Annotated in this window: 20 protein-coding genes and 1 pseudogene; 11 read left to right on the top strand and 10 right to left on the bottom strand. The window is 73.9% G+C overall.

Features of this window, described 5'->3' with window-relative positions:
- Positions 1–31 precede the first annotated feature (31 nt).
- Positions 32–1414: an FAD-dependent oxidoreductase gene (locus AB0H28_RS22335; RefSeq protein WP_358043285.1), complete on the top strand. Its 1383-nt coding sequence runs from the start codon at positions 32–34 to the stop codon at positions 1412–1414.
- On the opposite strand, the gene hrpA is transcribed toward AB0H28_RS22335, so the two are convergent.
- On the bottom strand, positions 1381–5376 hold the full coding sequence (gene hrpA / locus AB0H28_RS22330) for an ATP-dependent RNA helicase HrpA (protein WP_358043282.1): 3996 nt from the start codon (positions 5374–5376) through the stop codon (positions 1381–1383). The two genes, AB0H28_RS22335 and hrpA, sit on opposite strands and share 34 nt — an antisense overlap.
- Before the next feature lie 132 nt (positions 5377–5508).
- Between hrpA and AB0H28_RS22325 the strand changes: the two genes are divergently transcribed.
- From AB0H28_RS22325 to AB0H28_RS22305, 5 genes are all read left to right on the top strand, one after another.
- Complete coding sequence (locus tag AB0H28_RS22325) at positions 5509–5976, top strand: cytidine deaminase (protein ID WP_358043280.1); 468 nt, start codon at positions 5509–5511, stop codon at positions 5974–5976.
- Positions 5977–6086: 110 nt separating this feature from the next.
- Entirely contained in the window at positions 6087–7133 is a 1047-nt protein-coding gene (locus tag AB0H28_RS22320) for an iron ABC transporter permease (protein ID WP_358043278.1), read from the top strand.
- Between the two features lie 80 nt (positions 7134–7213).
- The gene (locus AB0H28_RS22315; protein WP_358043275.1) at positions 7214–8275 is read left to right on the top strand and encodes an iron ABC transporter permease; all 1062 of its coding nucleotides are present in this window, start codon (positions 7214–7216) and stop codon (positions 8273–8275) included.
- Complete coding sequence (locus AB0H28_RS22310; RefSeq protein WP_358043272.1) at positions 8272–9141, top strand: ABC transporter ATP-binding protein; 870 nt, start codon at positions 8272–8274, stop codon at positions 9139–9141. Before AB0H28_RS22315 ends, AB0H28_RS22310 begins: the two co-directional genes overlap by 4 nt.
- Before the next feature lie 38 nt (positions 9142–9179).
- Positions 9180–10124, top strand: a complete 945-nt coding sequence (locus AB0H28_RS22305) for an iron-siderophore ABC transporter substrate-binding protein (protein WP_358043269.1) — start codon at positions 9180–9182, stop codon at positions 10122–10124.
- Positions 10125–10229: 105 nt separating this feature from the next.
- Here the strand turns inward: AB0H28_RS22305 and AB0H28_RS22300 are convergent, their stop codons facing one another.
- The 5 genes from AB0H28_RS22300 to trmB form a co-directional block, all read right to left on the bottom strand.
- Positions 10230–11126 carry a hypothetical protein gene (locus AB0H28_RS22300; protein ID WP_358043267.1) on the bottom strand — a complete coding sequence of 299 codons (897 nt, stop codon included), beginning with the start codon at positions 11124–11126 and terminating at the stop codon, positions 10230–10232.
- Positions 11127–11278: 152 nt separating this feature from the next.
- Complete coding sequence (locus AB0H28_RS22295; protein ID WP_358043264.1) at positions 11279–11926, bottom strand: hypothetical protein; 648 nt, start codon at positions 11924–11926, stop codon at positions 11279–11281.
- 143 nt (positions 11927–12069) lie between these two features.
- Entirely contained in the window at positions 12070–12909 is an 840-nt protein-coding gene (locus tag AB0H28_RS22290) for an FkbM family methyltransferase (protein WP_358043261.1), read from the bottom strand.
- Between the two features lie 98 nt (positions 12910–13007).
- Complete coding sequence (locus AB0H28_RS22285) at positions 13008–15512, bottom strand: DUF3516 domain-containing protein (protein ID WP_358043258.1); 2505 nt, start codon at positions 15510–15512, stop codon at positions 13008–13010.
- A 47-nt stretch (positions 15513–15559) separates the two neighbouring features.
- Positions 15560–16186: a tRNA (guanosine(46)-N7)-methyltransferase TrmB gene (gene trmB, locus AB0H28_RS22280; RefSeq protein WP_358043463.1), complete on the bottom strand. Its 627-nt coding sequence runs from the start codon at positions 16184–16186 to the stop codon at positions 15560–15562.
- Positions 16187–16335: 149 nt separating this feature from the next.
- Between trmB and AB0H28_RS22275 the strand changes: the two genes are divergently transcribed.
- A complete protein-coding gene (locus tag AB0H28_RS22275) occupies positions 16336–16887 on the top strand; it encodes a hypothetical protein (RefSeq protein ID WP_358043255.1) in 552 nt (183 codons plus the stop codon).
- A 356-nt stretch (positions 16888–17243) separates the two neighbouring features.
- Positions 17244–17879, top strand: a pseudogene (locus AB0H28_RS22270) (class F sortase); the annotation flags it as partial.
- A gap of 68 nt (positions 17880–17947) precedes the next feature.
- Here AB0H28_RS22270 and AB0H28_RS22265 read toward each other — a convergent pair.
- Genes AB0H28_RS22265 through AB0H28_RS22255 form a run of 3 tightly spaced genes read right to left on the bottom strand, consistent with a single transcriptional unit; the run spans position 17948 to position 20035 of the window.
- Positions 17948–18259 carry an antibiotic biosynthesis monooxygenase gene (locus tag AB0H28_RS22265; protein WP_358043252.1) on the bottom strand — a complete coding sequence of 104 codons (312 nt, stop codon included), beginning with the start codon at positions 18257–18259 and terminating at the stop codon, positions 17948–17950.
- Between the two features lie 20 nt (positions 18260–18279).
- Positions 18280–19077 (bottom strand): exodeoxyribonuclease III, encoded by a 798-nt coding sequence (locus AB0H28_RS22260; protein ID WP_358043249.1) that lies wholly within the window; start codon positions 19075–19077, stop codon positions 18280–18282.
- 37 nt (positions 19078–19114) lie between these two features.
- Complete coding sequence (locus tag AB0H28_RS22255; RefSeq protein WP_358043245.1) at positions 19115–20035, bottom strand: PAC2 family protein; 921 nt, start codon at positions 20033–20035, stop codon at positions 19115–19117.
- Between the two features lie 390 nt (positions 20036–20425).
- Here AB0H28_RS22255 and AB0H28_RS22250 point away from each other — a divergent pair, with 390 nt between their 5' ends.
- From AB0H28_RS22250 to AB0H28_RS22240, 3 genes are all read left to right on the top strand, one after another.
- A complete protein-coding gene (locus tag AB0H28_RS22250; protein ID WP_358043242.1) occupies positions 20426–21304 on the top strand; it encodes a peptidase M23 in 879 nt (292 codons plus the stop codon).
- A gap of 63 nt (positions 21305–21367) precedes the next feature.
- Positions 21368–21547, top strand: coding sequence for a hypothetical protein (locus tag AB0H28_RS22245; RefSeq protein ID WP_358043239.1), 180 nt, complete (start codon positions 21368–21370; stop codon positions 21545–21547).
- Positions 21548–21584: 37 nt separating this feature from the next.
- Positions 21585–22319: an EcsC family protein gene (locus AB0H28_RS22240; protein WP_358043236.1), complete on the top strand. Its 735-nt coding sequence runs from the start codon at positions 21585–21587 to the stop codon at positions 22317–22319.
- Between the two features lie 49 nt (positions 22320–22368).
- Here the strand turns inward: AB0H28_RS22240 and AB0H28_RS22235 are convergent, their stop codons facing one another.
- On the bottom strand, positions 22369–23214 hold the full coding sequence (locus AB0H28_RS22235) for a GDSL-type esterase/lipase family protein (RefSeq protein ID WP_358043233.1): 846 nt from the start codon (positions 23212–23214) through the stop codon (positions 22369–22371).
- Positions 23215–23237: the final 23 nt, after the last annotated feature.

The following is a 23237-nucleotide window of genomic DNA, read 5'->3' as shown; positions in this document are numbered from 1 at the left end:
CGGCGCCCGGTGTCTCCCTACGGTGAGCGCCATGACAGCTGTGGGACGGGCCGTGGTGGTCGGGGCGAGCATCGGCGGCCTGCTCGCCGCCCGGGCGTTGAGCGAGACGTTCGCCGAGGTGGTCCTGCTGGACCGCGACGGCCTCCCGGCCGGGCCCGCGGCCCGCCGCGGCGTCCCGCAGGGTCGCCAGCTGCACGTGTTGCTGGCCCGCGGCCGGCAGGTGCTGGAGGACCTGTTCCCCGGGCTCGGCGCGGAGCTGTCCCGCCGGGGAGCGCCGACCGTCGACCTGCACGGCGAGGTGCACTGGTACAACGACGGGCACCGGATGCGCCGGGCGCCGTCGACGTTGCACGCGTTCGGCATGAGCCGACCGTTGCTGGAGGACGCCGTCCGGGAGCGGGTCGCCGCGCTGCCCGGGGTGCGGATCGTCACCGAGGTCGAGGTGACCGGCCTGACCACCACCGAGGACCGCCGCCGGGTCACCGGCGTGCGCACCCGCGCCGGCGACGGCAGGGTCGGCGCGCTCGCCGCCGACCTGGTGGTGGAGGCCGGCGGCCGGGGCAGCCGCAGCCCCCACTGGCTCGCCGACCTGGGCTACCGGCCCGCCCCCGAGGAGCGCGTCGACGTCGGGATCACCTATGTGACCCGCGCCTACCGGCGTGAGCCGGGTCAACTCGACGGGCTGCTCGGCGCGCTGGCGAACGCGATGCCCGGCCAGCCCCGGGGCGGGATCGTCGCCCCGCAGGAGGGCGACCGGTTCGCGGTGGCGCTCAGCGGCATGCTCGGCGAGCAACCGCCCACCGACGACCACGGGATGGCCGCCTTCGCCGCGACGCTCCCCGCCCCGCAGATCGCCGAGCTGCTGCGCACTGCCACCCCGGCCGGCGAGCCGGCCCGGATGCGCTATCCGGCGAGTGTGCGTCGCCGGTACGAACGGCTGCGCCGGTTCCCGGCCGGCTTCCTGGTCATCGGCGACGCGCTGTGCAGCTTCAACCCGGTGTACGGCCAGGGCATGACCGTCGCCGCGCTGGAGGCGCAGCTCCTGCGTACGCTGCTGCGCCGTGGCCCGGACCGGCTGGCCCGGCGGTTCTTCCGCCGCGCGGCCCGGGTCATCGACGGGCCCTGGTCCATCTCCGTCGGGACCGACCTACGGTTCGCCGAGGTGGCCGGCCGGCGCACCCCGACCGTCCGGCTCGTCAACGCGTACGTCCACCGGCTGCACGCCGCGGCCACCGACGATCCGGTGCTCGGGGCCGCGTTTCTGCGGGTGCTCAACCTGATCGACCCGCCCACCCGGCTGCTCGCGCCCCGGATCGGATGGCGGGTGCTGCGTGGCGCCCGGCCCGCCCCGGCGGTCGCGTCGGCGGGCGACGGCGGCGGTCAGCGACCCTCGGCGTCGTCCATGGCGCGGTAGATGCGCTGCTCCGACACCGGGTAGGGGGTGCCGAGGGCCTGCGCGAACACGTTCACTCGCAGCTCCTCGATCATCCAGCGGATCTGCCGCGCCGCCGTCGACTGCCGCTTCGCCGCGGGCAGCGCGGCCAGCATGTCCCGGTATTCCTTCTGCACCACCGCGACCCGGTCCTGCTGGGACTTGTCCCGCTGCGGGTTGCCGGGCAGCCGGTCCAGCCGGCGCTCGATCGCGGTCAGGTAGCGCAGCAGGTCGGGCAACCGGGCGTAGCCGGCCTCGGTGATGAATCCGGCGTGCACCAGGCCGCCGAGCTGGGCGCGGACGTCGGCCAGGGCGGCCACCACGGCCAGGTCACGGGTCGCGCCGAGTCGCTGCTCCACCGCGTACGCGGCGGCCAGCACCTGCCGCACCCGGCCCATCACCTCGACCACGGTGTCGACCAGGTCGGCGCGGACCCGCTCCCGCAGCGCCGCGAACCCGTCGGCGTCCCAGGCCGGGCCGCCCGCGTCCGCCACCAGTTTGTCGATGGCGGCCCCGGTGGCGTCCTCGATCAGCGCCGGCACCCCGCCGTGCGGGTTGCGCGACAGCGCCAGCTTCGCCTCGTTGCTCAGCCGGCCCTGCAGGAACTTCGCCGGTGACGGCAGGGTCAGCCGCAGCAGCCGGCGGGTGCCCGCCCAGTGCGCGGCCTCCTGCTCCCCGGCCGAGTCGAACACCTTCACCCCGACGGTGGCGCCCTCGTCGACAAGCGCCGGGTAGGCGGTCACCGCGAAACCGGCGCGGATCTGCTCGATGGTGCGTGGCAGCGTGCCGATCGACCATCCGGTCAGCCCGCTGCGGGCCACGTCCGGCGCGGCGGCGGCGACGACCTGGCGTACCTCCTGGCGCAGCTCGCGTTGCAGCGCCGGCAGGTCCTTGCCCTCGGCGACCGGTTTGTCGTCGTCGCCGAGCACCCGGAAGGTGACCCGCAGGTGCGGCGGGAGCTTGCCCGGTTCCCAGGCGTCGGGCGGCACCGTCACGCCGGTCATCCGGCGTAGCTGGCGGGTCAGCGCGGCCAGCAGCGGCTCCTCGCCCGGCGTCATCGCGGCCAGCGCCGCGCGCGCGTAGTCGGGCACCGGGACGAAGTTGCGCCGTACGGGCTTGGGCAGCGACCGGATCAGCGCGATCACCAGATCCTCGCGCAGGCCGGGCACCTGCCAGTCGAAGCTCTCCGCCGGCACCTGGTTGAGCAGCGGCAGCGGGATGTCCACGGTGACGCCGTCGGTGGAAGCGGTCGGGTCGAAGGTGTAGGTCAGCGGCAGCGTGACGCCGTCGGCCCGCCACTCGTCCGGGTAGTCCTCCTCGGTCAACCCGCCCCGGCCGGCGTTGACCAGCAGCTCCCGGGTGAAGGTGAGCAGGTCCGGCCGCTCCCGCCGGGTCTTCTTCCACCAGGCGTCGAAGTGCCGGCCGGAGACCACGTCGGCGGGGATCCGCTGGTCGTAGAAGGCGAAGATGGTCTCGTCGTCGACCAGGATGTCGCGCCGGCGGACCCGGTTCTCCAGCTCCTCGATCTCGGCGAGCAGCTTCTGGTTGTCCCGCCAGAACTGGTGGTGGGTCTGCCAGTCGCCCTCGACCAGGGCGTGCCGGATGAACAGCTCCCGGCTCAACGCCGGCTCGATCCGCCCGAAGGTGACCTTGCGGGAGGTGACCAGCGGGATGCCGTAGAGCGTGACCTTCTCGTAGGCCATCACCGCGGCCTGCTTCTTCTCCCAGTGCGGTTCGCTGTAGCTGCGCTTGACCAGATGCTGCGCCAGCGGCTCGACCCATTCCGGCTCGACCCGCCCGGCCACCCGGCCGAAGAGGCGGGAGGTCTCCACCAGCTCGGCGGCCATCACCCAACGGGGCGGCTTCTTGAACAACGCGGACCCGGGGAAGATCACGAACTTCGCGCCCCGCGCGCCCAGGTATTCGTGTTTCTGCGCGTCCTTGAGCCCGAGGTGCGACAGCAGGCCGGGCAGCAGCGACTGGTGCACCTTCGGGGTGTCGATCTCCTCCGGCAGGTCGGCGCCGGCGCCGCGCCGGCCGTCACCCTGGTCCGGGGTACGCAGGACCTGGCGCAACTGGCCGACGATGTCCTGCCACTCGCGTACGCGAAGGTAGTTGAGGTATTCGGCCTTGCACATCCGGCGGAAGGCGCCGGACGACAGCTCCCGCTGCTTCTCCCGCAGGTGACGCCACAGGTTCAGGTACGCGACGAAGTCGGACTCGGAGTCGGCGAACCGGGCGTGCGCCTGGTCGGCCTGGGCCTGCTTGTCGGCCGGGCGTTCGCGCGGGTCCTGGATGGACAGCGCGGCGGCGATCACCACGACGTCGGTCGCGCAGCCGTTGCGTTCCCCTTCGAGGACCATCCGGGCCAGCCGGGGGTCGACCGGGAGCTGGGCCAGCCGCCGGCCCAGCGCGGTGAGCCGTTTCGCCGGGTCCGTCTCGGCCGGGTCGAGCGCGCCCAGCTCGTGCAGCAGGTTCACGCCGTCGGTGACGTTGCGCCGGTCCGGCGGGTCGATGAACGGGAACGCGGCCACGTCGCCGAGCCCGATGGCTGTCATCTGGAGGATGACCGACGCCAGGTTGGTGCGCAGGATCTCCGGGTCGGTGAACTCCGGCCGCGAGTCGAAGTCGGCCTCGTCGTAGAGGCGGACGCAGATGCCGTCGGAGGTGCGCCCGCAGCGGCCCTTGCGCTGGTTGGCGCTGGCCTGGGAGACCGGCTCGATGGGCAGCCGCTGCACCTTGAGCCGGCTGGAGTAGCGGGAGATCCTCGCGGTGCCCGGGTCCACCACGTACTTGATGCCGGGCACGGTCAGCGAGGTCTCCGCGACGTTCGTGGCGAGCACCACCCGGCGGTTGTCGTGCGCGGCGAAGACCCGGTGCTGCTCGGCGGTGGAGAGCCGGGCGAACAGCGGCAGGATCTCGGTGCCGAGCAGGGACCGCTTGTTCTGCACCAGCTTGCCCAGCGCGTCGGCGGTGTCCCGGATCTCCCGTTCGCCGCTGAGGAAGACCAGGATGTCGCCGGGACCCTCGGCGGCCAGTTCCTCGACCGCGTCGCCGATGGCCTGGATCTGGTCCCGGACGTTCTCCTCGTCGGCCTCGTCCTCCTCGTCGGCCTCGGTGACCTCGACCAGCGGCCGGTAGCGGACCTCCACCGGGTAGGTGCGCCCGGACACCTCGACCACCGGCGCCGGGTTGCCGTCGGCGTCGGCGAAGTGCCGCGCGAACCGGTCGGTCTCGATGGTCGCCGAGGTGATGACCACCTTGAGGTCGGGCCGGCGGGGGAGCAACTGCCGCAGGTAGCCGAGGATGAAGTCGATGTTGAGGCTGCGCTCGTGCGCCTCGTCGATGATCAATGTGTCGTACTGCCGGAGCATCCGGTCGGTCTGCAACTCGGCCAGCAGGATGCCGTCGGTCATCAGCTTGACCAGGCTGGTGTCGCCCACCTGGTCGCTGAAGCGCACCTTGTAGCCGACCACGCCGCCCAGCTCGGTGCCGAGTTCCTCAGCGATCCGGTCGGCGACCGTCCGGGCGGCCAGCCGCCGGGGCTGGGTGTGCCCGATCAGACCGGAGACGCCACGGCCCAGCTCCAGGCAGATCTTGGGTAGCTGGGTGGTCTTGCCGGAGCCGGTCTCGCCGGCCACGATCACCACCTGGTGCTCGCGGATCGCGGCGGCGATGTCGTCCTTGCGCTCGCTGACCGGCAGTTGCGCCGGATAGGTGATCGCCGGCACGGCGGCCCGCCGGGCCGCCAGCCGCGCCTCGGCACGGGTGACCTCGGTCGCGACCTCGGCCAGCGCCGCATCCCGCCGCTGCGGGTCGCGCAGCCGCCGCACGCCGTCGAGCTGCCGCCGGAGGCGGCGCTGGTCGCGGAACATCAGGGCGGCGAGGCGGTGGTGCAGGTCGCGGGCGGTGTCGGCAGCGGCGGGTACGGCTGGATTCTGCATGTCGTCGCCAAGGATAGGCAGCCGCGCGGCGGACCGCCCCCGGGTTACCGTCCGTTGGCGTGCCGTCCCAGGTCGGAGCGTCCGGCCCGGATAGGGTTGCCGCCGACGAGGTCGACGAGGACGGGGATGATCATGCGGGACACCGACCGGGCGCTCGTGCAGGCCGCCACCGCCGTCGCCAAGCTCCGCTGCCGCAGCGACAACCACACCGTGGCGGCCGCCGTGCGCAGCACCGACGGCCGGGTGTTCAGCGGCGTCAACGTCTATCACTTCACCGGTGGTCCGTGCGCCGAGGTGGTGGCGCTCGGCGCGGCGGCCACCCAGGGCGCCGGCGAGTTGGAGTCGATCGTCGCGGTGGGGGACCGGGGCCGGGGGGTGATCCCGCCCTGCGGGCGCTGCCGGCAGGTGCTGCTCGACTACTTCCCGTCGATCCGGGTGATCGTCGGGCCGCCGGACGGGTTGCGCACGGTGCCGGTGGCCGACCTGCTGCCCGAGACGTACGTCTGGTCGGACCACCAGGTCGAGGTGCCGGCCGTCCCGCGCACCGGGGTGTGGCCGCAGCCGGTGGTGCCCGGGAGCCGCCAGTCCGCGGAGGACTGACGCGCGTCGCTCCCCCGGTGGAGGCGCAAGCCCATCGACATCGCCGAGTTAGGTGTGCCTTACCTGATCAGCTAAGGTAAGGCGAACCTAATCGGAAGGCGAACACCCCCGTGACCACCGTCGCCGTCCGGCCCGCCCGGGCCGACGCCCCCGCCCGTCGCGGCGCGCCCCGCCGCGTGGCGGTCACCCTGGCGGCGGCGCTCCTGCTCCTGCTCGCGCTGCTGGCCAGCCTGGCGCTCGGCAGCCGCCACCTCCCGGTCGACGAGGTGTGGCACGCCCTGGTCGCGCCGGACGCCGGCGACGCCACCACGGTCGTCCGCGAGCTGCGGGTGCCGCGTACCGCCCTCGGGCTGGTCGTCGGCCTCGCGCTGGCGCTGGCCGGGGTGCTCTTCCAGGCGGTCACCCGCAACCCGCTGGCCGAGCCGCGCATCCTCGGCGTCAGCGCCGGCGCGTCCTTCGGCGTGGTGCTGGCCATCGCCGTGTTCGGCGTGAGCACGCTCGCCGGGTACGTCTGGTTCGGCATCGCCGGCGCGCTGTTCGCCGGGCTGCTGGCGTTCGCCGTGGCCAACCGCACCCGCGAGGGCGCCAGCCCGGTCACCCTCGCGCTGGTCGGCGCCGCCCTCGACGCCGGTCTCGGCGCGATCGTGTACGCGCTGCTCAGCATCGACACCCGCACGTTCGAGGAGTACCGCTTCTGGGTGGTCGGCGGGCTCACCGGCCGGGACGTGGGCGTGGCCGGGCAGGTGCTCCCGTTCGTGCTGGCCGGGGTGCTGCTGGCCACGCTCGCCGCCCGGGGCCTGGACGCGCTCGCCCTCGGCGACGACCTCGCCCGCGGGCTGGGGCACCGGGTCACCCTGATCCGGCTGGCCGCCGGCGGCGGGGGCGTGCTGCTCACCGGCGCCGCGGTGGCCGCCGCCGGCCCGATCGCCTTCGTCGGGCTGGCCGTGCCGCACCTGGCCCGGGCGCTGGTCGGCGCCGACCACCGGTGGAGCATGCTGGTCGCCGCGCTGCTCGGCCCCGCCCTGGTGCTCGCCGCCGACGTGACCGGCCGCCTGGTCGCCCCGCCCGGCGAGATCCCCGCCGGCATCGTCACCGCCCTGCTCGGTGCCCCCCTGCTCGCCGTCCTGGTCCACCGAGCCAAGGTGGTCACCGCATGACCACCCCCACCCCCTCCTCCCGTGATCGTGCAGTTGCTGCCCTGGCGAACCGGGCAGATACCCCGTTCGAGGGGCCATCCGTGCACGATCGCGGCAGCCGGGAGCGGGGTGGGGCACTGGCGGGGAGGGCGCTGCTGCGCGTGGGGGCGGTGGCGGTGCCGTTCCGGTGGCGGCCGGTGGTCGCGGCGGGGGTGCTGCTGGTGCTGCTGCTCGCGGCGGTGGTGGTCAGCCTGTCGTTGGGGACGCCCTACGTGGCGCCGGTCGACGTGCTGCGGTCGCTCTCCGGCGCCGGCACGCCGTACGACCTCGTGGTGCGCGACCTGCGCCTGCCCCGCGCGGTGCTCGCGGCGCTGGCCGGGGCGGCGTTCGGCGTGGCCGGCACGCTGGTCCAGAGCGTGGCCCGCAACCCGCTGGCCAGCCCCGACGTCATCGGCGTCACCCAGGGCGCCGGGCTGGCCGCCACCATCGCGTTGACCGGCGGCGCGGCGGTCGTGCTGGTGGCGCCGGCGGCGCTGCTCGGCGGCCTGGCCGCCGCCGTGCTGGTGTTCGCGCTCGGCGCCCGCCACGGACTGGCCGCGCAGCGGTTCGTGCTGGCCGGCGTGGCGGTGGCGTTCGCGTTCCGGGCGCTGATCGAGGTGGTCATGCTCACCGCCGACCCGATCGACGGCCTGCGCGCCCAGCTCTGGCTGATCGGCACGCTCGCCGGCAAGGGGTGGACCGAGGCGGCCTGGATCGCCGGCACCCTCGTCGCGCTGCTGCCGGTGCTGCTCTGGGCCGGCTGGGCGCTGCGCAGTTCCGCCCTGGACGACGACACCGCGCGGGGGATCGGGCTGCGCCCGGTGGCCCGCCGGATCGCCCTGGCCGGCACCGGCGTGCTCGCCGCCGCCGCGGTCACCGCCCAGGTCGGCGCCGTGGACTTCGTGGCGCTCGTCGCCCCGCAGGTGGCCCGCCGGCTGGTCCGCGCCGAGCGCCCACCGATGCTCTGCGCCGCGCTGCTGGGCGCGCTGCTGCTGGTGCTCGCCGACCTGGCCGGTCGCCGCCTGTTCGCGCCCACCCAACTGCCGGCCGGCGTGCTGACCGCGGCCATCGGCGGCCCGTACCTGATCTTCGTGCTGCTGCGCACCCGAGGGAGGCGGTCGTGACCGCACTGCTGTCCACCCGCGACCTGGTCGTCGGCTACGAGAGCCGGACCGTGCTGGACGGGTTGGCGCTCGACCTGCCGGCCGACGCGTTCACCGTGATCGTCGGCCCGAACGCCTGCGGCAAGTCCACCCTGCTGCGCACCATGGCCCGGCTGCTCACCCCGCGCCGCGGCGCGGTGCTGCTCGACGGCGCGCAGATCCGCGACCTGCCCACCCGGGACGTGGCCCGGCGGCTCGGCGTGCTGCCGCAGAGCCCGCTGGTGCCGGAGGGGATCACCGTGGCCGACCTGGTCGGCCGCGGCCGGCAGCCTTACCAGCGGTGGTGGCGGCAGTGGTCGGCCGAGGACGGCCGGGCGGTCGACGAGGCGCTGCGGCTGGCCGACGTGACCGGGCTGGCCGACCGCGCGGTGGACACGCTCTCCGGCGGGCAGCGCCAGCGGGTGTGGATCGCGATGACCCTCGCCCAGGACACCGACGCGCTGCTGCTCGACGAGCCGACCACCTTCCTCGACCTGGCCCACCAGGTGGAGGTGCTGGACCTGCTGCACCGGCTGCGCGCCGAGCGGGGCCGGACCGTGGTGGCCGTGCTGCACGACCTCAACCAGGCCGCCCGGTACGCCGACCACCTCGTCGCCATGCGCGACGGCGCGGTGGTCGCCGCCGGACCGCCGCGCGCGATCCTCGATGCCGGCCTGGTCCGCGACGTCTTCGGGCTCGACTGCGTGGTCGTGCCCTGCCCGGTCACCGGCGCCCCGCTGGTGGTGCCCGCCCGCACCCAGAGCCCGGCCCCGGCCGGCAAGACCCAGACCTCGGCCGCTCCGGCCGACACGCCGGCTCCGGCCGGCGCACCCGTCGGCGACGCCTGAGCGCGCCGACCCGCACCCGCACCACCGAAAGGAACCCGATGCGTCGCCTCGCCGCCGTACTCACCACCGCCCTCGCCCTCGGCGTCGGCCTCACCGCCTGCGGGGAGAGCGACCCGGTCGCCGGCGCCGGCACCGGGGAGACCCGGGAGGTCACCCACGCCATGGGCGCCACCAGGGTGCCCGCCGAGCCGAAGCGTGTGGTGGTGCTCGACACCGACAAGATCGACACCGCGCTGTCGCTGGGCGTCACCCCGGTCGGCGCGGCCACCGCAGGTGAGGCGCGGAGCTGGCCCACCTATTTCGGCGCGGACAGGCTCGCCGGCATCACCGAGGTCGGGGTGCTCACCGAGCCCGACCTGGAGGCGATCAACGCGCTCAAGCCGGACCTGATCCTCGGCAGCAAGTTCCGCCAGGAGAAGTTCTACGACGAGCTGTCCGCCATCGCGCCGACCGTGTTCACCGAGAAGGTGGGCGTCACCTGGAAGGAGAACTTCCTCCTCGACGGCGCGGCGCTCGGCAAGGAGCAGCAGGCCAAGGACCTGCTGGCCGGGTACGAGAAGCGGGCGAAGGACTTCGGCGCGACGCTCGGCGACGCCTCCGCGCGGAAGATCTCCATCGTGCGCTTCATCCCGGGCAACATCCGGGTGTACGGCCCGGAGTCGTTCTCCGGCATCGTCGTGGGCGACACCGGCCTGGGGCGCCCCGAGCGGCAGCGCCTCGCCGAGCAGGAGGACAAGCGGTTCGACCTGGTCAGCGCCGAGCGGGTGAACGAGGTCGACGGCGACGTGGTGTTCGTGACCGCGTACGGCGAGAAGGCCGCCGGCGAGCAGGCGAAGGTCACCGCCGGGCGCCTCTGGCAGGGCCTGTCCGCGGTCAAGGCGGGCAAGGCGCACGTGGTCTCCGACGAGACGTGGATGACCGGCATCGGCGTCACCGCCGCCAACAAGATCCTCGACGACCTGAAAAAGCACGTAACCCCCTGACCCCCACCCCCCACCCCCCCCACCCCCTGGCGTGCTGATTCACGGAAAGAGTGGCTGTTCTGCCCTGGATAGCCACTCTTTCCGTGAACGCGCGCATGGTGTGTGTCAGCGGGGACGACGAGTGATCAGGGCGGTTCGTATCTCGGACAGGATGCCGTCGAAGTCCTCGGCCAGGCGGCGGCTGGTCACGTGCAGGACGATCCAGTCGTCGCCCAGGATTTGATTGAGGCGACGGCGGTCCCGGTGGAACTGATCGATGTCGTGATGCCAGAGCCCGTCATATTCGACGGCCACCTTCAGCGCCGGCCACGCGAGGTCCACCCGCGCCACGAAACGCCCGTTTCGCGAGATGACGTGTTGGGTCACCGGCCGGGGAAGACCCGCGCGGACCAGCCGCACTCGGAGGCGGGACTCCGGCAGGGACTCCGCACCGCCGTCGACGAGGTGCAGCGCCTCCTCGAAACGCCGGGCACCACGTGCTCTGCCACGTCGTGCCAGAAATGCCTGCAACGCTGCCTGATCGGCGGCCCCGCGGTGGACCAGTGCGTCGACGTGTGCCACCGCCTCCACCACGTCCAACCATCGGGCGAGATCCCAGCAGGTGCGCGTCGGGGTCGTCACCGGCATCCGATCGACCCGAAGCACCTCACCTTCTTCCCACCGAGCCACGTGGATGCGGAGGCCAGCGACCGGTCCGAAGCGGGCCGACGGCTCCACCAGAACTTCGACGGGTTCGTCGGGGCGCGGCTGTGGCCCGCCGAGCAGCGCGACCGCTGACCGGCCAGCGAGGGCACAGCCTGGCGGCAACAGCCACGAAGCGGCGGCCCAGCAGCGGGTGACGTGCGAAATCTCCAGGCCCGCATCGGCGTAGACGTTGTGGAAGACGTGTTGCCAGGCGCTGCTACGCAGGTCGTTCCTGGTCAGCAGCCCTCGATTGACCGCGTCACGCGCGAAGAACACCTTGCCGATGAGTTCGGCCGGCCGACGAGGATCACGAGACACCCCCGTACCCTCTCCCGCTCCCTCCCACCCCCGCACCCCCTGTGGAAAACCCTCCCTCACCGGCCTACGCATTCACGGAAAGAGTGGCTATCCGGGCCCGGATAGCCACTCTTTCCGTGCATCAGCGCGCTCGGGATGAGCTCGGGTGGGGGTTAGGCGGCGGTGGACCAGATGGCGCGGAAGGCGGCGGCCTCGCCGGCCAGCCATTGCTCGATCTGCTCGGGTTTGGCGTCGGCCGGCATCCGGTGCGCCTCGCCCCGGCGCACGTCGACCAGCACCGGCTCGGCATGCGGCAGCACCGCGTCCATGTGCCGGGCCATCAGGTGCAGGGTGGCCAGGGTGGCCTCCACACTGGGCGGCGTCTCGTCGAAGTGCAGCCGGATCGCCTCGGCCCGCCCGTCGGCGTAGCGCACCCCGAACTGGGGGTTGACCTTGACGGGCAGGTCGCCCAGCATCGCGAGGGCGTCGCGGGTCTGGGCCAGGTCGACGCCGGCCGGCTCGCCGAGCGAACGCAGCCAGCGGGTCGCGCCCGGCACCAGCGCCTCGTAGAGCGGTCGCCAGCGCGGCTTGACCACGTCGGCCACCTGGGCCAGGTGGGTGCCTCCGGTGTGGAACGCGACGTCGGCCTTGAGTGCCTTGACGAACTGGCCGTGCGGGTTGAAGCCGTGCCGACTGGCCCGCTGGCGGCGCAGGCCGCCGACGAACGTGGCCTTCGTGGGGCCGGTGCGGTCCACGTAGCGGGTGAACCCGAGAAGGGTGGCGTAGGGGGTGACAGGGGCGGCGGAGGTGGGCGCAGTCACGAGCATCCTCCCAGGTCAACAGCTCGATTAGTACATACATTCTAATCGACGGGTCTGACATCGCCCAGGGTGTCGGCGGACTTGCGCGTGCGGATGGCGCACGTTCCCGGCGACACCGCCCGGAACGTGGGAACCGGCCGGCCCTACTGCTGGTGACCCACCAGCGCCGGGCGGGACGCGTACACGTAGTAGGGCACCCACGGCCGGGGATCGTCGGGACGGGTGCGGATCGTGAAACCGGCCTCGCGCAGCACCTCGGTGACGCCCTCGAAGGTGCGCTGCCACTCCCGGCCCGGCCCGTCGGCCAGGAAGTCGTGACAGGAGACGGCAAGGTTACGGACGTGCCGCAGGGCGTCCGACGAACCGCGCAGCGCCGGCAGTTCCGCACCCTCGATGTTCATCTTGAGCAGGTCGACACGATCCAGGTCGAGCGTCGACATGATCTCGGCCAGGGTGCGCCCCGGCACCTCGACCCCGCCCCTCCCGTCACGGGTCAGCGCGTTGCGCAGGTGCGTCTGGTCGTGCTCGTCCAGGCGCACCGTCCCCGGCTCGTCGACGACCGCGCACGGCACGAGCGTGACGTTCGCCAGCCCGTTCAGCGCGACCGCGCGGCGCAGGCAGCGGAACGTGCGGGGATGGCCCTCCACCGCCACCACCCGCCCGTGCGGACCCACCAGGCGGGAGAACAGGCGCACCTCACCGCCGACGCCGGCACCGAGGTCCAGCACCGTGTCCCCCGGGCGGGGGCGGTAGCCGTGCAGGAAGAGGTCCGCCACGATCCGGTCCTCGGCGGCGGGCGGGGTGTGCATGAGCGACGTGTTGACCACCGTCCCCTCCGGGTAGCGGAAGATCCAGTCGCCGTGGTCGTACCGGACCCGGCAGCGGGTCCGGTGCCGCATGCTCAGGCGCACCGACCCGGCCAGGGCGACGAGACGCGGGCCACGCCGGATCAGCAGATCCGTCAACTGCCGTCTGACTCGCACCTGGCTCGCTCCTCACCGACCGACGGGCACGCCCCCGTCGGCGGCGCCTTCGCTCCTGGGACAACGAGACAGCCGGGCGAACGTCACGACTGTCCGGGTCAGAGCTGGCCGACGTCGGTGACCCGGACGACCGCCGCGCCCACCTCGTCCGACGCGGCGAGGTCCACCTCGGCGCTGATGCCCCAGTCGTGGTCGCCGTCCGGGTCGTCGAAGATCTGGCGTACGGTCCACCGCTGTCGGCCCTGCTCGATCATCAGCAGCGCCGGCCCGCGCGCGTCCGGCCCCACCCCGATCGAGTCGTACGCGTCGAAGTACGGCTCCAGCGCGTCCGCCCACGCGTCGGCGTGCCAGCCGTCGGCGGCGTCCAGCTCGCCGAGCAGGTCCCAGCGGCGCAGGGCGGCCAGCTCGACCCGGCGGAACAGCGCGTTGCGCACCAGCACCCGGAACGCCCGCGCGTTGCGGGTGACCGCCGGCGGCCGGTCGTCCAGCGAGGCGGCGACCTCGGCCACGTCGGACGGGTTGCGTAGCCGCTCCCACTCGTCGATCAGGCTGGAGTCGACCTGGCGGACCAGCTCACCCAGCCACTCGATGAGGTCCACCAACTCCTCGGTCTTGGCGTCCTCCGGCACGGTCTGCCGCAGCGTCTTGTACGCGTCGGCGAGATAACGCAGCACCAGGCCCTCGGACCGGGACAGCCCGTAGAACTGGACGTACTCCGGGAAGGTCATGGCCCGCTCGTACATGTCCCGGACCACGGACTTCGGGGCCAACTCGTGGTCGGCGACCCACGGGTGGCCCTGCCGGTACATCTCGTACGCCCCGGCCAGCAGCTCGGCGAGCGGCTGCGGCCAGGTCACCTCGTCGAGCAGCTCCAGCCGCGCCTCGTACTCGATGCCCTCGGCCTTCATCGCGGCGACCGCCTCGCCGCGCGCCTTGAACTGCTGCGCGGACAGGATCTGCCGCGGGTTGTCCAGGATCGCCTCGATCACGCTGAGCACGTCCAGCGCGTACGACGGGGACTCCCGGTCGAGCAGCTCGATCGCGGCCAGCGCGAGCGGCGACAGCGGCTGGTTGAGCGCGAAGTCGAGCTGGAGGTCGACGGTGAGGCGGACCCGCCGGCCGGCCTCGTCCGGCTCGGGCAGCTCCTCGACCACGCCGCCGGCGCGCAGCGCCCGGTAGATGGCGATGGCCCGGCGGATGTGCCGGCGCTGGGCGGCCGGGTCCTCGTGGTTGTCGGTGAGCAGGTGCCGCATCGAGGCGAACGCGTCGCCGGGCCGGCCGATCACGTTGAGCAGCATCGAGTGGCTGACCTGGAAGCTGGAGGTGAGCGGCTCCGGCTCCGCCTCGACGAGACGCTGGAACGTCGGCTCGCCCCAGCCGATGGAGCCCTCCGGCGGCTTCTTCTTCACCACCTTGCGGCGCTTCTTCGGGTCGTCGCCGGCCTTGGCCAGCGCCTTCTCGTTCTCGATCACGTGCTCGGGGGCCTGCACCACGACCCGGCCGATGGTGTCGAACCCGGCCCGCCCGGCCCGGCCGGCGATCTGGTGGAACTCGCGGGCCTTCAGCAGGCGCGTCCGCACCCCGTCGTACTTCGAGAGGCCGGTGAACAGCACGGTGCGGATGGGCACGTTGATGCCGACGCCGAGCGTGTCGGTGCCGCAGATGACCTTGAGCAGGCCGGCCTGGGCGAGTGTCTCCACCAGTCGGCGGTATTTCGGGAGCATGCCGGCGTGGTGCACGCCGATGCCGTGCCGCACGAGCCGGGACAGCGTCTTGCCGAAGCCCGAGGTGAACCGGAAGTTGCCGATCGCGGTGGCAATCATGTCCTTCTCGGCCCGGGTGCAGACGTTCACGCTCATCAGCGCCTGCGCCCGCTCCAGCGCCGCCGCCTGGGTGAAGTGCACCACGTACACCGGGGCCTGCTTCGTCTCCAGCAGCTCTTCGAGCGTCTCGTGCAGCGGCGTGGTCACGTACGAGAAGAGGAGCGGGACCGGCCGCTCGGCCGAGCGGACGACGGCGGTCGCCCGCCCGGTGCGCCGGGTCAGGTCGCCGACGAAGCGGGTGGTGTCGCCGAGCGTCGCGGACATCAGCACGAACTGGGCCTGCGGCAGCTCGATCAGCGGCACCTGCCAGGCCCAGCCGCGGTCCGGCTCGGCATAGAAGTGGAACTCGTCCATGATCACCTGGCCGACGTCGGCCCGGCGACCCTCCCGCAGCGCCAGGTTGGCCAGGATCTCGGCGGTGCAGCAGATGATCGGGGCGTCGGCGTTGACGCTGGCGTCACCGGTCAGCATGCCGACGTTCTCCGCGCCGAAGACCTCGCAGAGCGCGAAGAACTTCTCCGACACCAGCGCCTTGATCGGCGCGGTGTAGAAGCTCGTCCGGTCATCGGCCAGCGCCGCGAAGTGCGCCGCGATCGCCACCAGGCTCTTGCCCGAACCGGTCGGCGTATTCATGATCACGTTCGCGCCGGAGACGATCTCGATGACCGCCTCCTCCTGGTGGGGATAGAGGTCGAGACCGCGGTCGGACGCCCAGGAGGCGAACGCGTCGTAGAGGGTGTCGGGGTCGGCGGTCTTGGGCAGCGCGGCGGTGAGAGTCATGGCGGCTCCCATCGTGCCTGGATCACTCCCCGCCGCGCCAACCGGGTTCAGCGCCGCCGGTGGATCAGGTCGAACACCTCCCGGCCGGCGGTCCGCGCCCGGCGTTCGAACTTGGTCACCGGCCGGTGCGCCGGCCGCGGCGCGTAGCCCTCGTGCACGTCGACCAGTTCCGGGTCGGCGGTGAGCGTCCGGCGCATCGACTCCGCGTACTCGGCCCAGTCGGTGGCGCAGTGCAGCGTGCCGCCGGGCGCCAGCCGGGAGCGCAGCAGCGCCACGTGCGCCGGTTGGATGATCCGCCGCTTGTGGTGGCGGGTCTTCGGCCACGGGTCCGGGAAGTAGACGTGCACCGCGTCCAGGCAGCCCTCCGGCATGGCCCGGACCAGGTCCAGCGCGTCGCCCTCGGCCACCCGCACGTTGTCCAGCCGGTGCCGCTGCACCAGCTCCAGCAGGTTGGCGATTCCCGGCGTGTGCACCTCGACCGCCAGATAGTGTCGGCTCGGGTCGGCCGCCGCCATGGCGGCGGTGGCGTCGCCCATGCCGGAGCCGATCTCCAGCACCAGCGGCGCCCGCCGTCCGAACAGCGCCGTCGGATCGCACGGCCCGTCGAGGGCGGCGATCTCCAGGCCGTACGCGGGCCAGAGCCGGGTCAGCGCGTCGCGCTGCCGCTCGCTCATCCGCCCGCGACGCGGATGGAAGGTGCGGATGCGGGCGGTGGGGACGTCGGTGGTGGTCACAGCGACCCGAGCCTACGCGACCGACGCGCCGATCGGATGTGCGGTGCGGCCGGGGGTGAGAGGATTCATCCCGTACGCCGGGAGGGGTCATGGGGTCAGTCAGGGGACGTGCGGCGCTGCTGGCGGCGGTTGCCGCGGGTGCCGCCCCGCTGCTCGGCGCCGTGCCGGCCGGGGCCGAGCCGGCACCGGCGCAGCCCCCCGCCGACGTGATCTTCGTGGAGGTCACCCCGAGCACCGTGGAGCCCGGCTACCTGGTCGGCATCCGGGCCAGTTGCCGCGACAACTCGGTGCCGGCGATCGTGGGCTCGGACGCCTTCGGCAAGATCCAGGTGCAGCCGCAACGCGGCCTGCTCACCGCCTCGCCGATGGTCAACGAACGCACCCGGCCCGGCAACTACCGGGTCAAGCTCGAATGCCCGGGCGGTGAGACGGCGTCCACCATGCTCCAGGTGGTCAAACAGGGGCAGCACACCCGGCCGCCGAGCCACTTTCCCAGCCGGGGTCCGGCCACCGGCTTCGGCGGCACCGCCGGGCCCGGCCTCGGCGGCCTGCTGGTGCCGGTCGGGCTGGCGTTGACCGTGGTCGGCGCCGGGCTCGGCGTGGCCGCGTCCCGCCGCAACTCCGGCGCCGCCCGGCCCTGAGACACGCCATGGCCGACTACTCCGCCCCGCCGCCGGCCGGCTCCCGGCGCTCCGGCTGGCCCTTCCTCGCGCTGCCCCCGGCCGCCTCCCCACCCTCCCGCTCTCGACCGGCCGTCTCCCCGCCTGCCGACGCGCCGCCGCCCGCCGGCTCGGCTCCGTGGAGTCCGCCCGCCGACTCGCGGTCGGCGCACGCCCCGCCGTCCGGCTCGCGGCCCTGGTTGCCGCCGCCGGCCGCGTCGCGTCCCTGGCAACTGCCGCCGGCGGGTGCGCCGGCCGTCCGGGCCCGGCCCGCCGGCCCGCCGCCCGCCGGTCCCGTCCCGGCGCCGCCTCCGGCTGGGCCGCCGGGACGGGACCGGCGGCGGGGCCCCTGGTCGAAACCGATGGCCGTGGTGCTGGTGCTGCTCGGCGTGTTCGCCGTCGGGGCCGGACTCGGCCGCACCGCCGGGCCGTTCGACGTCGCCGACGCGTCGGCCGGGTCGAGCGCGGTGGCGCCCCCGCCGGCCTCGTCCGCCGCCCCGGCCCGGAAGCCGGCCAGCCTGCCGGTCCGCCTGTCGGTGCCGGCCATCAAGGTGGCCGCGCCGGTCACCCCGGTCGGTCGGGCGCGGGACGGTTCGGTGGACGTGCCGCCGCTGACCGAGACCGACCAGACCGGCTGGTACGACCGGGGTGCGGTGCCGGGGGAGCCCGGCCGGGCGATCATCGTGGGGCACGTCGACACCAAGAGCGGGCCGGCGGTGTTCTACCGGCTGCGCGAACTCAAGCCGGGGGCGCGGATCCAGGTGACCCGCGCGGACCGCAGCGTGGTGAGCTTCAAGGTCGACAGCGTCGAGTACTTCGACAAGGCGAACCTGCCCGCCGCCCGGGTCTACGGCGACTCAGGCCCGGCGGAGCTGCGGCTGATCACCTGCGGCGGCACGTGGCTCGGCGGTCGCACCGGCTACGAGGACAATGTGATCGTCTTCGCCTCTCTCGCCGAGACGCCCACGCGCTGACCGCCATCACGGGGAGGTGGTGTGGTCCGGGTGGGGGTGCTGCCGCCACGTCGGCACCGTGGTGTCGATCATGGAGCGGTGGGGACCTGGAGGGCCACCTCGAACTCCAGGAGCGTCGCGCCGGTGGCCACCGGCTGGCGCTGCTCGCCGCCGGCGTGCGCGGCGCGGGACGGGCCCTGCGCCCACGCCTGGTAGTCCTCTTCGGTCTCCCACCTGGTGTAGACGAAGTAGCGGGTCTCTCCGGCGACCGGGCGCAGCAGCTCGAAGCCGAGGAAGCCGGGCGAGTTCTCCACCGCGCCGGCCCGGGCGGCGAACCGCTTCTCCAACTCCTCGCCGGCGCCGGGTGGGACGTCGATCGCGTTGATCTTCACGACTGCCATGCCGTCCACCCTACGGGGACTCAGAGCGCCTCGACGGTCGGCACCAGATCGGCGTCGACCACGATCGGGGCGTGGTCGGAGGGCCCCTTGCCCTTGCGGGCCTCCCGATCCACGTACGCGGCGCGGACCGCGTCCGCGAACGGCGCGGTGGCGTACACCAGGTCGATCCGCATGCCCTTGTTCTGGTGGAACATCCCGGCCCGGTAGTCCCAGTAGGTGTACGGGTGCGGCCCCTTCATCGGGGTCGGCACCACGTCGGTGAGCCCCAGGTCGCGCAGCGCGGCCAGGGCGACCCGTTCGGCCGGCGTGACGTGGGTGGAGGTGGCGAACAACGCCGGATCCCAGACGTCGGCGTCGGTCGGCGCCACGTTGAAGTCGCCGCAGACCGCGAGCGGGAGGGCGGCGGTCGCCTCGGGCTCCAGCGCGTCGCGCAGCGCCGCCAACCAGGCCAGCTTGTAGGCGTAGTGCGGGTCGTCCGGGGCGCGGCCGTTCGGCACGTACACCGACCAGACCCGCAGGCCGTCGCAGGTGGCGGAGATGGCCCGGGCCTCCGGCGCGGGGAACCCGGGTTCGCCGGGGAAGCCGACCACCACGTCGGCCAGCCCGACCCGGGACAGCACCGCCACGCCGTTCCACCGGCCGTCGCTGTGGCTGGCCACCGCGTAGCCCAGCTCGCCCACCTCGGCGACGGGGAACGCCCCGTCCGGGCACTTCGTCTCCTGCAGGCAGACGACGTCGGGCCGCGTGCTGGCCAGCCAGTCGAGCAGTCGGGGCAGGCGGGCCTTCACCGAGTTGACGTTCCAGGTCGCCAGGCGCATGCCTCCAGCCTGCCGCATCCCGGTCGGCCCCGCCCGCTCAGCGTTCCGGGGTGTCGCCCGGGTGGCTCTGCTCGGCGAGGAAGCGCTCCAGTTCGGCGCCCAGCTCGTCGGCGGTGGGCAGCGGGCCGGTCTCGGCGGCGAGCAGATTCTTCTCGCCACGCCCGCGGGCGAACGCGTCGTACTGCTCCTCCAGCGCCTGGACCAGCGTGGCGGCCTCCTCGGTCTGGGCCACCTGACGGTCGATCTCCACCCGGATCGCCTCGGCCGCGGTGCGCAGGCCGTCGCGCGGCAGCAGCAACCCGGTGCCCTTGGACACGGCGGCGAGCAGCGCCTCCGCGGCGGCCGGGTATTCGGTCTGGGCGACGTAGTGCGGCACGTGCGCGGCGAAGCCCAGGGCGTCGTGCCCCTGCTCGCCGAGCCGGTATTCCAGCAGGTGCCCGACGCTGGCCGGCACCTGGACCTTCTGCAGCCACGGCTCGTGCCCGGCGATCAGCTCCGGCCGGGTGGCGTGCGCGGTGACGCCGCTGGGCCGGGTGTGCGGCACGGCCATCGGGATCGAGTTGAGCCCGACCGTGAGCCGGACGTCGAGGCGGGCCGACAGCCCGGCGACCGCGGCCACGAAGCGTTCCCACTGCAGGTCCGGCTCGGGGCCGGTGAGCAGGAGGAACGGCGTCTCGTCGTCGTCGTGCAGCAGGTGCAGCGCGAGTTCCGGCGCGTCGTACTCGGCCCAGTGGTCCTCGACGAAGGTCATCACCGGCCGGCGGGAGCGGTAGTCGAACATCTGGTCGACGTCGAACCGGGCGATCGTCCGGGCGTCCAACGAGGTGAGCAGCTGCTCCCGGGCTAGCCGGGTGGCGCTGCCCGCGTCGACGAAGCCGGTGAGCGCCTGGATCAGCACCGGCTGACCGAGGTCGGGCAGCTCGTCGGTGAGTTCGTAGAGCTCGTGTGGGTCGAGCACCGGTGGGTCCTCCCTGTCGACGCGTACGGGGAGCGTCGCGCGGCGGCGTCCCCGATTCGGCAAACGTACCGGGGGACGTGGTCCATTCCGTTACGGACCCGTCCGGTGCCCGGATGGTGATCACGATTCGGCCACGCCCCGGGTCGTTCGGTCCAACGCACGTCGACCGAAAGGGCGAGTTAGTGGATCAACGGTCGCGCCTGGCGCGGCTGCGACGTTCCTGCCCGGGTGGACCGGCCGCGCGGCGGACCGGAGGTTCGACCGTTCCGCGAGGTCGACGCCCGGTTGGGGGGCCGCCTCCCGCGATGTCCGCCTGATCCGGGGCGAAGTGTGGCGAGGGCCACCCTTTGGGCCTGGGTGATCCCGGTTTGCCCTGCCTAGCCTCGTCGAATGCGTGACGACGGCACCCTCGACGACCCGAACGCCCCCGGCCGCCCAGCTGACCGTTCGGACGATGCCCCCTCCATCGACCAGACAAACGGTACCCGCTCCACCGACCGGACGACCGCTTCCGCGCCGGGGGCCGCCGGCCCCCGACGTACCCGCCCGTGGGGTTCGGTGAACCGCCGCACCAGGCTGGTGGTCGCCGCCGGCACGGCCTGCTGCCTCGGCCTGGTCGGCGTCAGCCAGGTCGGCTCCGGTGCCACCGACCGTGCCGCCCGGCCGGCCCCCGCGGCGGAGGTCGCCGAGCGCGCGGCGCTCGACGCCGCCTCGCGCAGCCTGGCCCGATCCACCACCGCGCCGGCCACCCCGAGCGCCAGCCCGTCCCCGACCGCCACGCCGGAGCCGAAGCCGAAGGCCACGGTCAAGCCGAAGCCGAAGCCGCGCCGGATCGTCCCGGTCGCCGGCCTGAACCGCACCCAGATGGACAACGCCACCAGGATCGTGCGGGCCGGCAAGGAGATGGGCGTGCCGCGCCGCGCGCTGGTCATCGCGGTGGCCACCGCGATGCAGGAGAGCACCCTGCTCAACTACGCCAGCGGCGTGCTGCCCGAGTCGCAGAACTACCCGCACCAGGCCGTCGGCTGGGACCACGACTCGGTCGGCCTGTTCCAGCAGCGGCCCAGCAGCGGCTGGGGCACCGTCGAGGAGCTGATGGACCCGGAGTATGCGACCAGGGCGTTCCTGTCCGCGCTGGAGCAGATCCCCGGCTGGCAGGACCTGCCGCTGTCCGTCGCCGCCCAGGCGGTGCAGATCTCGGCGTTCCCGGACGCCTACGCGCAGCACGAGTGGAACGCGGGGCAGGTGGTGGCCGAGATCCTCGGCTGACCGCAGTGGACGGTTGCCGGGACGCCGGTTCGGGTACCAGGAGGTTGCCGGTTCCAGGTACACATGACGGGGAACCGCGGACTGGAGGACGCCATGTCGCTGATGCAACGGATCACCACCTTCCTGCGGTCGCCGCGCGGCCAGCAGCTGGTCGACCGGGGCCGGCGCGAGATGGCCAAGCCGCAGAACCAGGAGCGGCTGCGGCAGCTCGCCACCCGCCTGTCCTCGACGCGCCGCCGCTGACCGGCCCGTCCACCCCCGCACGAACCCGGAGCGTCCCGTGACCGACCCCGCCCCCGCCGACGGGGAGTCCACCGTCCCCGCCGCCCCGGTCCCGCCGGTCGAGACGCCGGAAGGCCCCCCGGCCACGCTGTGGGACCGGATGCGCGACGACCCGCAGTACGCGCCGGAGCACCTGGCCCTGGAGGCGGTGCGCCGGCTCGGCCCGGAGGCCGCGCAGTGGGCGGCCCGGGAACGGGCCCAGCGACCGGACGCGGCGCCCGAGCAGCTTGCCGACACCGCGGTTCGCAAGTTCGTCAACCACGCCCGGCTCTCCGGCGCGGTCTCCGGGGCGGCCGGGCTGCCCGGTGCGGTGATCGACGTGGGCGTGCTGGCCTGGACCCAGGCCCGGTTGGTGCTGCACGTGGCGGCCGCCTACGGCGCCGACCCGACCCACCCCGACCGGGCCACCGACCTGCTGGTGTTGCAGCGGGTGCACAAGGCGGCCGAGACCGCCCGGCTGGCGCTGGGTGTGGCCGCCGGCCGGGAGCGGGCCGGCGCGCTGTTCGGCTCCGCCGGCGACCGCGCGCTCGGTCGGGTGATGCTCCAGCTCGGCGTCCGGCTGGCCCGGATGGCCGGGGTGCGCGCGGCGAAGCGGATGTTCGCCAAGGTCGTCCCCGGCGCCGCGATCATCCTCGGCACCTGGGCCAACTCCTCGGCCACGAAGGAGCTGGCCGACCGGGCCCGGGCGCTCTACCGCAGCCCCCGCCAGCTCCCCGGCCCGCGCCGGCCCTGACCGGTCGCCGCCGGCGCCGACCGGCCCGCGGCAACCCTGACTGCCGGGCTCAGTCGCGGGCCCAGCCGGAGGCACGCCAGGCCACCTCGGCGAGCCGGCTCTGACCGGCCGCGTTCGGGTGGAACCAGTCCAGCGCGTTCACCTGGTCCAGCGTGAACCGGTGGCGGTGCACCGCGCCGCCGTCCCAGCGGCAGCGCGACCCGTACGCCCGGCAGGCGGCGCGCAGCTGGTCGTCGTACGCCTCGATGCGGTCCTGCACGCGGGCCCGGCGGGCCGTCGCGGCGGGCGCGGTCGACGTGGCGTCGGCCAGCAGCGCCGGGCAGACGCCCCGCTTCCAGGCCCGCACGGCGCGCGGCTCGGTGTGCCCGATCTCCCAGAGCCGGTGCAGGTCCGGGATGCTGACCACCAGCACCCGCGCCTTGGGCCGGCCCTTGCGCAGCACGGCGAGCGCGGCGTCGACCTGGTCCCGGAACGTGGCCACCGGCGTCATCGCGTCGACGTCGTCACGGCACACGTCGTTCGCCCCGATCAGCACGGTGACCAGGTCGGCCCGGTCGCGCACGGCGGCCCGGGCCTGGTCGGCGAGCCCGGCCGCGCGGGCGCCGGGCACCGCCCGGTTGTCCGCCCGCAGCGTCGGCGCGTCCGCGCGCAGCCGCCGGTAGAGGCTCTCCACCCGCAGGCCGTCCCCGGTCGACCAGGAGTTGCGCTCGCAGCTCACCAGCACCAGGCAGGAGCCGAAGCCGGTGCTGACCGAGTCGCCGAGCGCGGTCAGCACCCGCGGCGCGCCCGGACGGGACGACTCGGTGGGGCGGGGCGAGGCCGAGCCGGAGCCGTCGCACGCGAGCGCGACCAGCGCGGCGAGGCAGGCGAGCGCGGCGATCCACCGTCGCGGCATGCGGTCCTCACCTCCGGCGGCAC

The sequence above is a fragment of the Micromonospora sp. NPDC050980 genome, from assembly GCF_040653835.1.
Classification (GTDB): Bacteria; Actinomycetota; Actinomycetes; order Mycobacteriales; family Micromonosporaceae; genus Micromonospora.
Note: the sequence above shows the minus strand (reverse complement) of the source record. Positions and strands in the feature narration are given on the sequence as shown.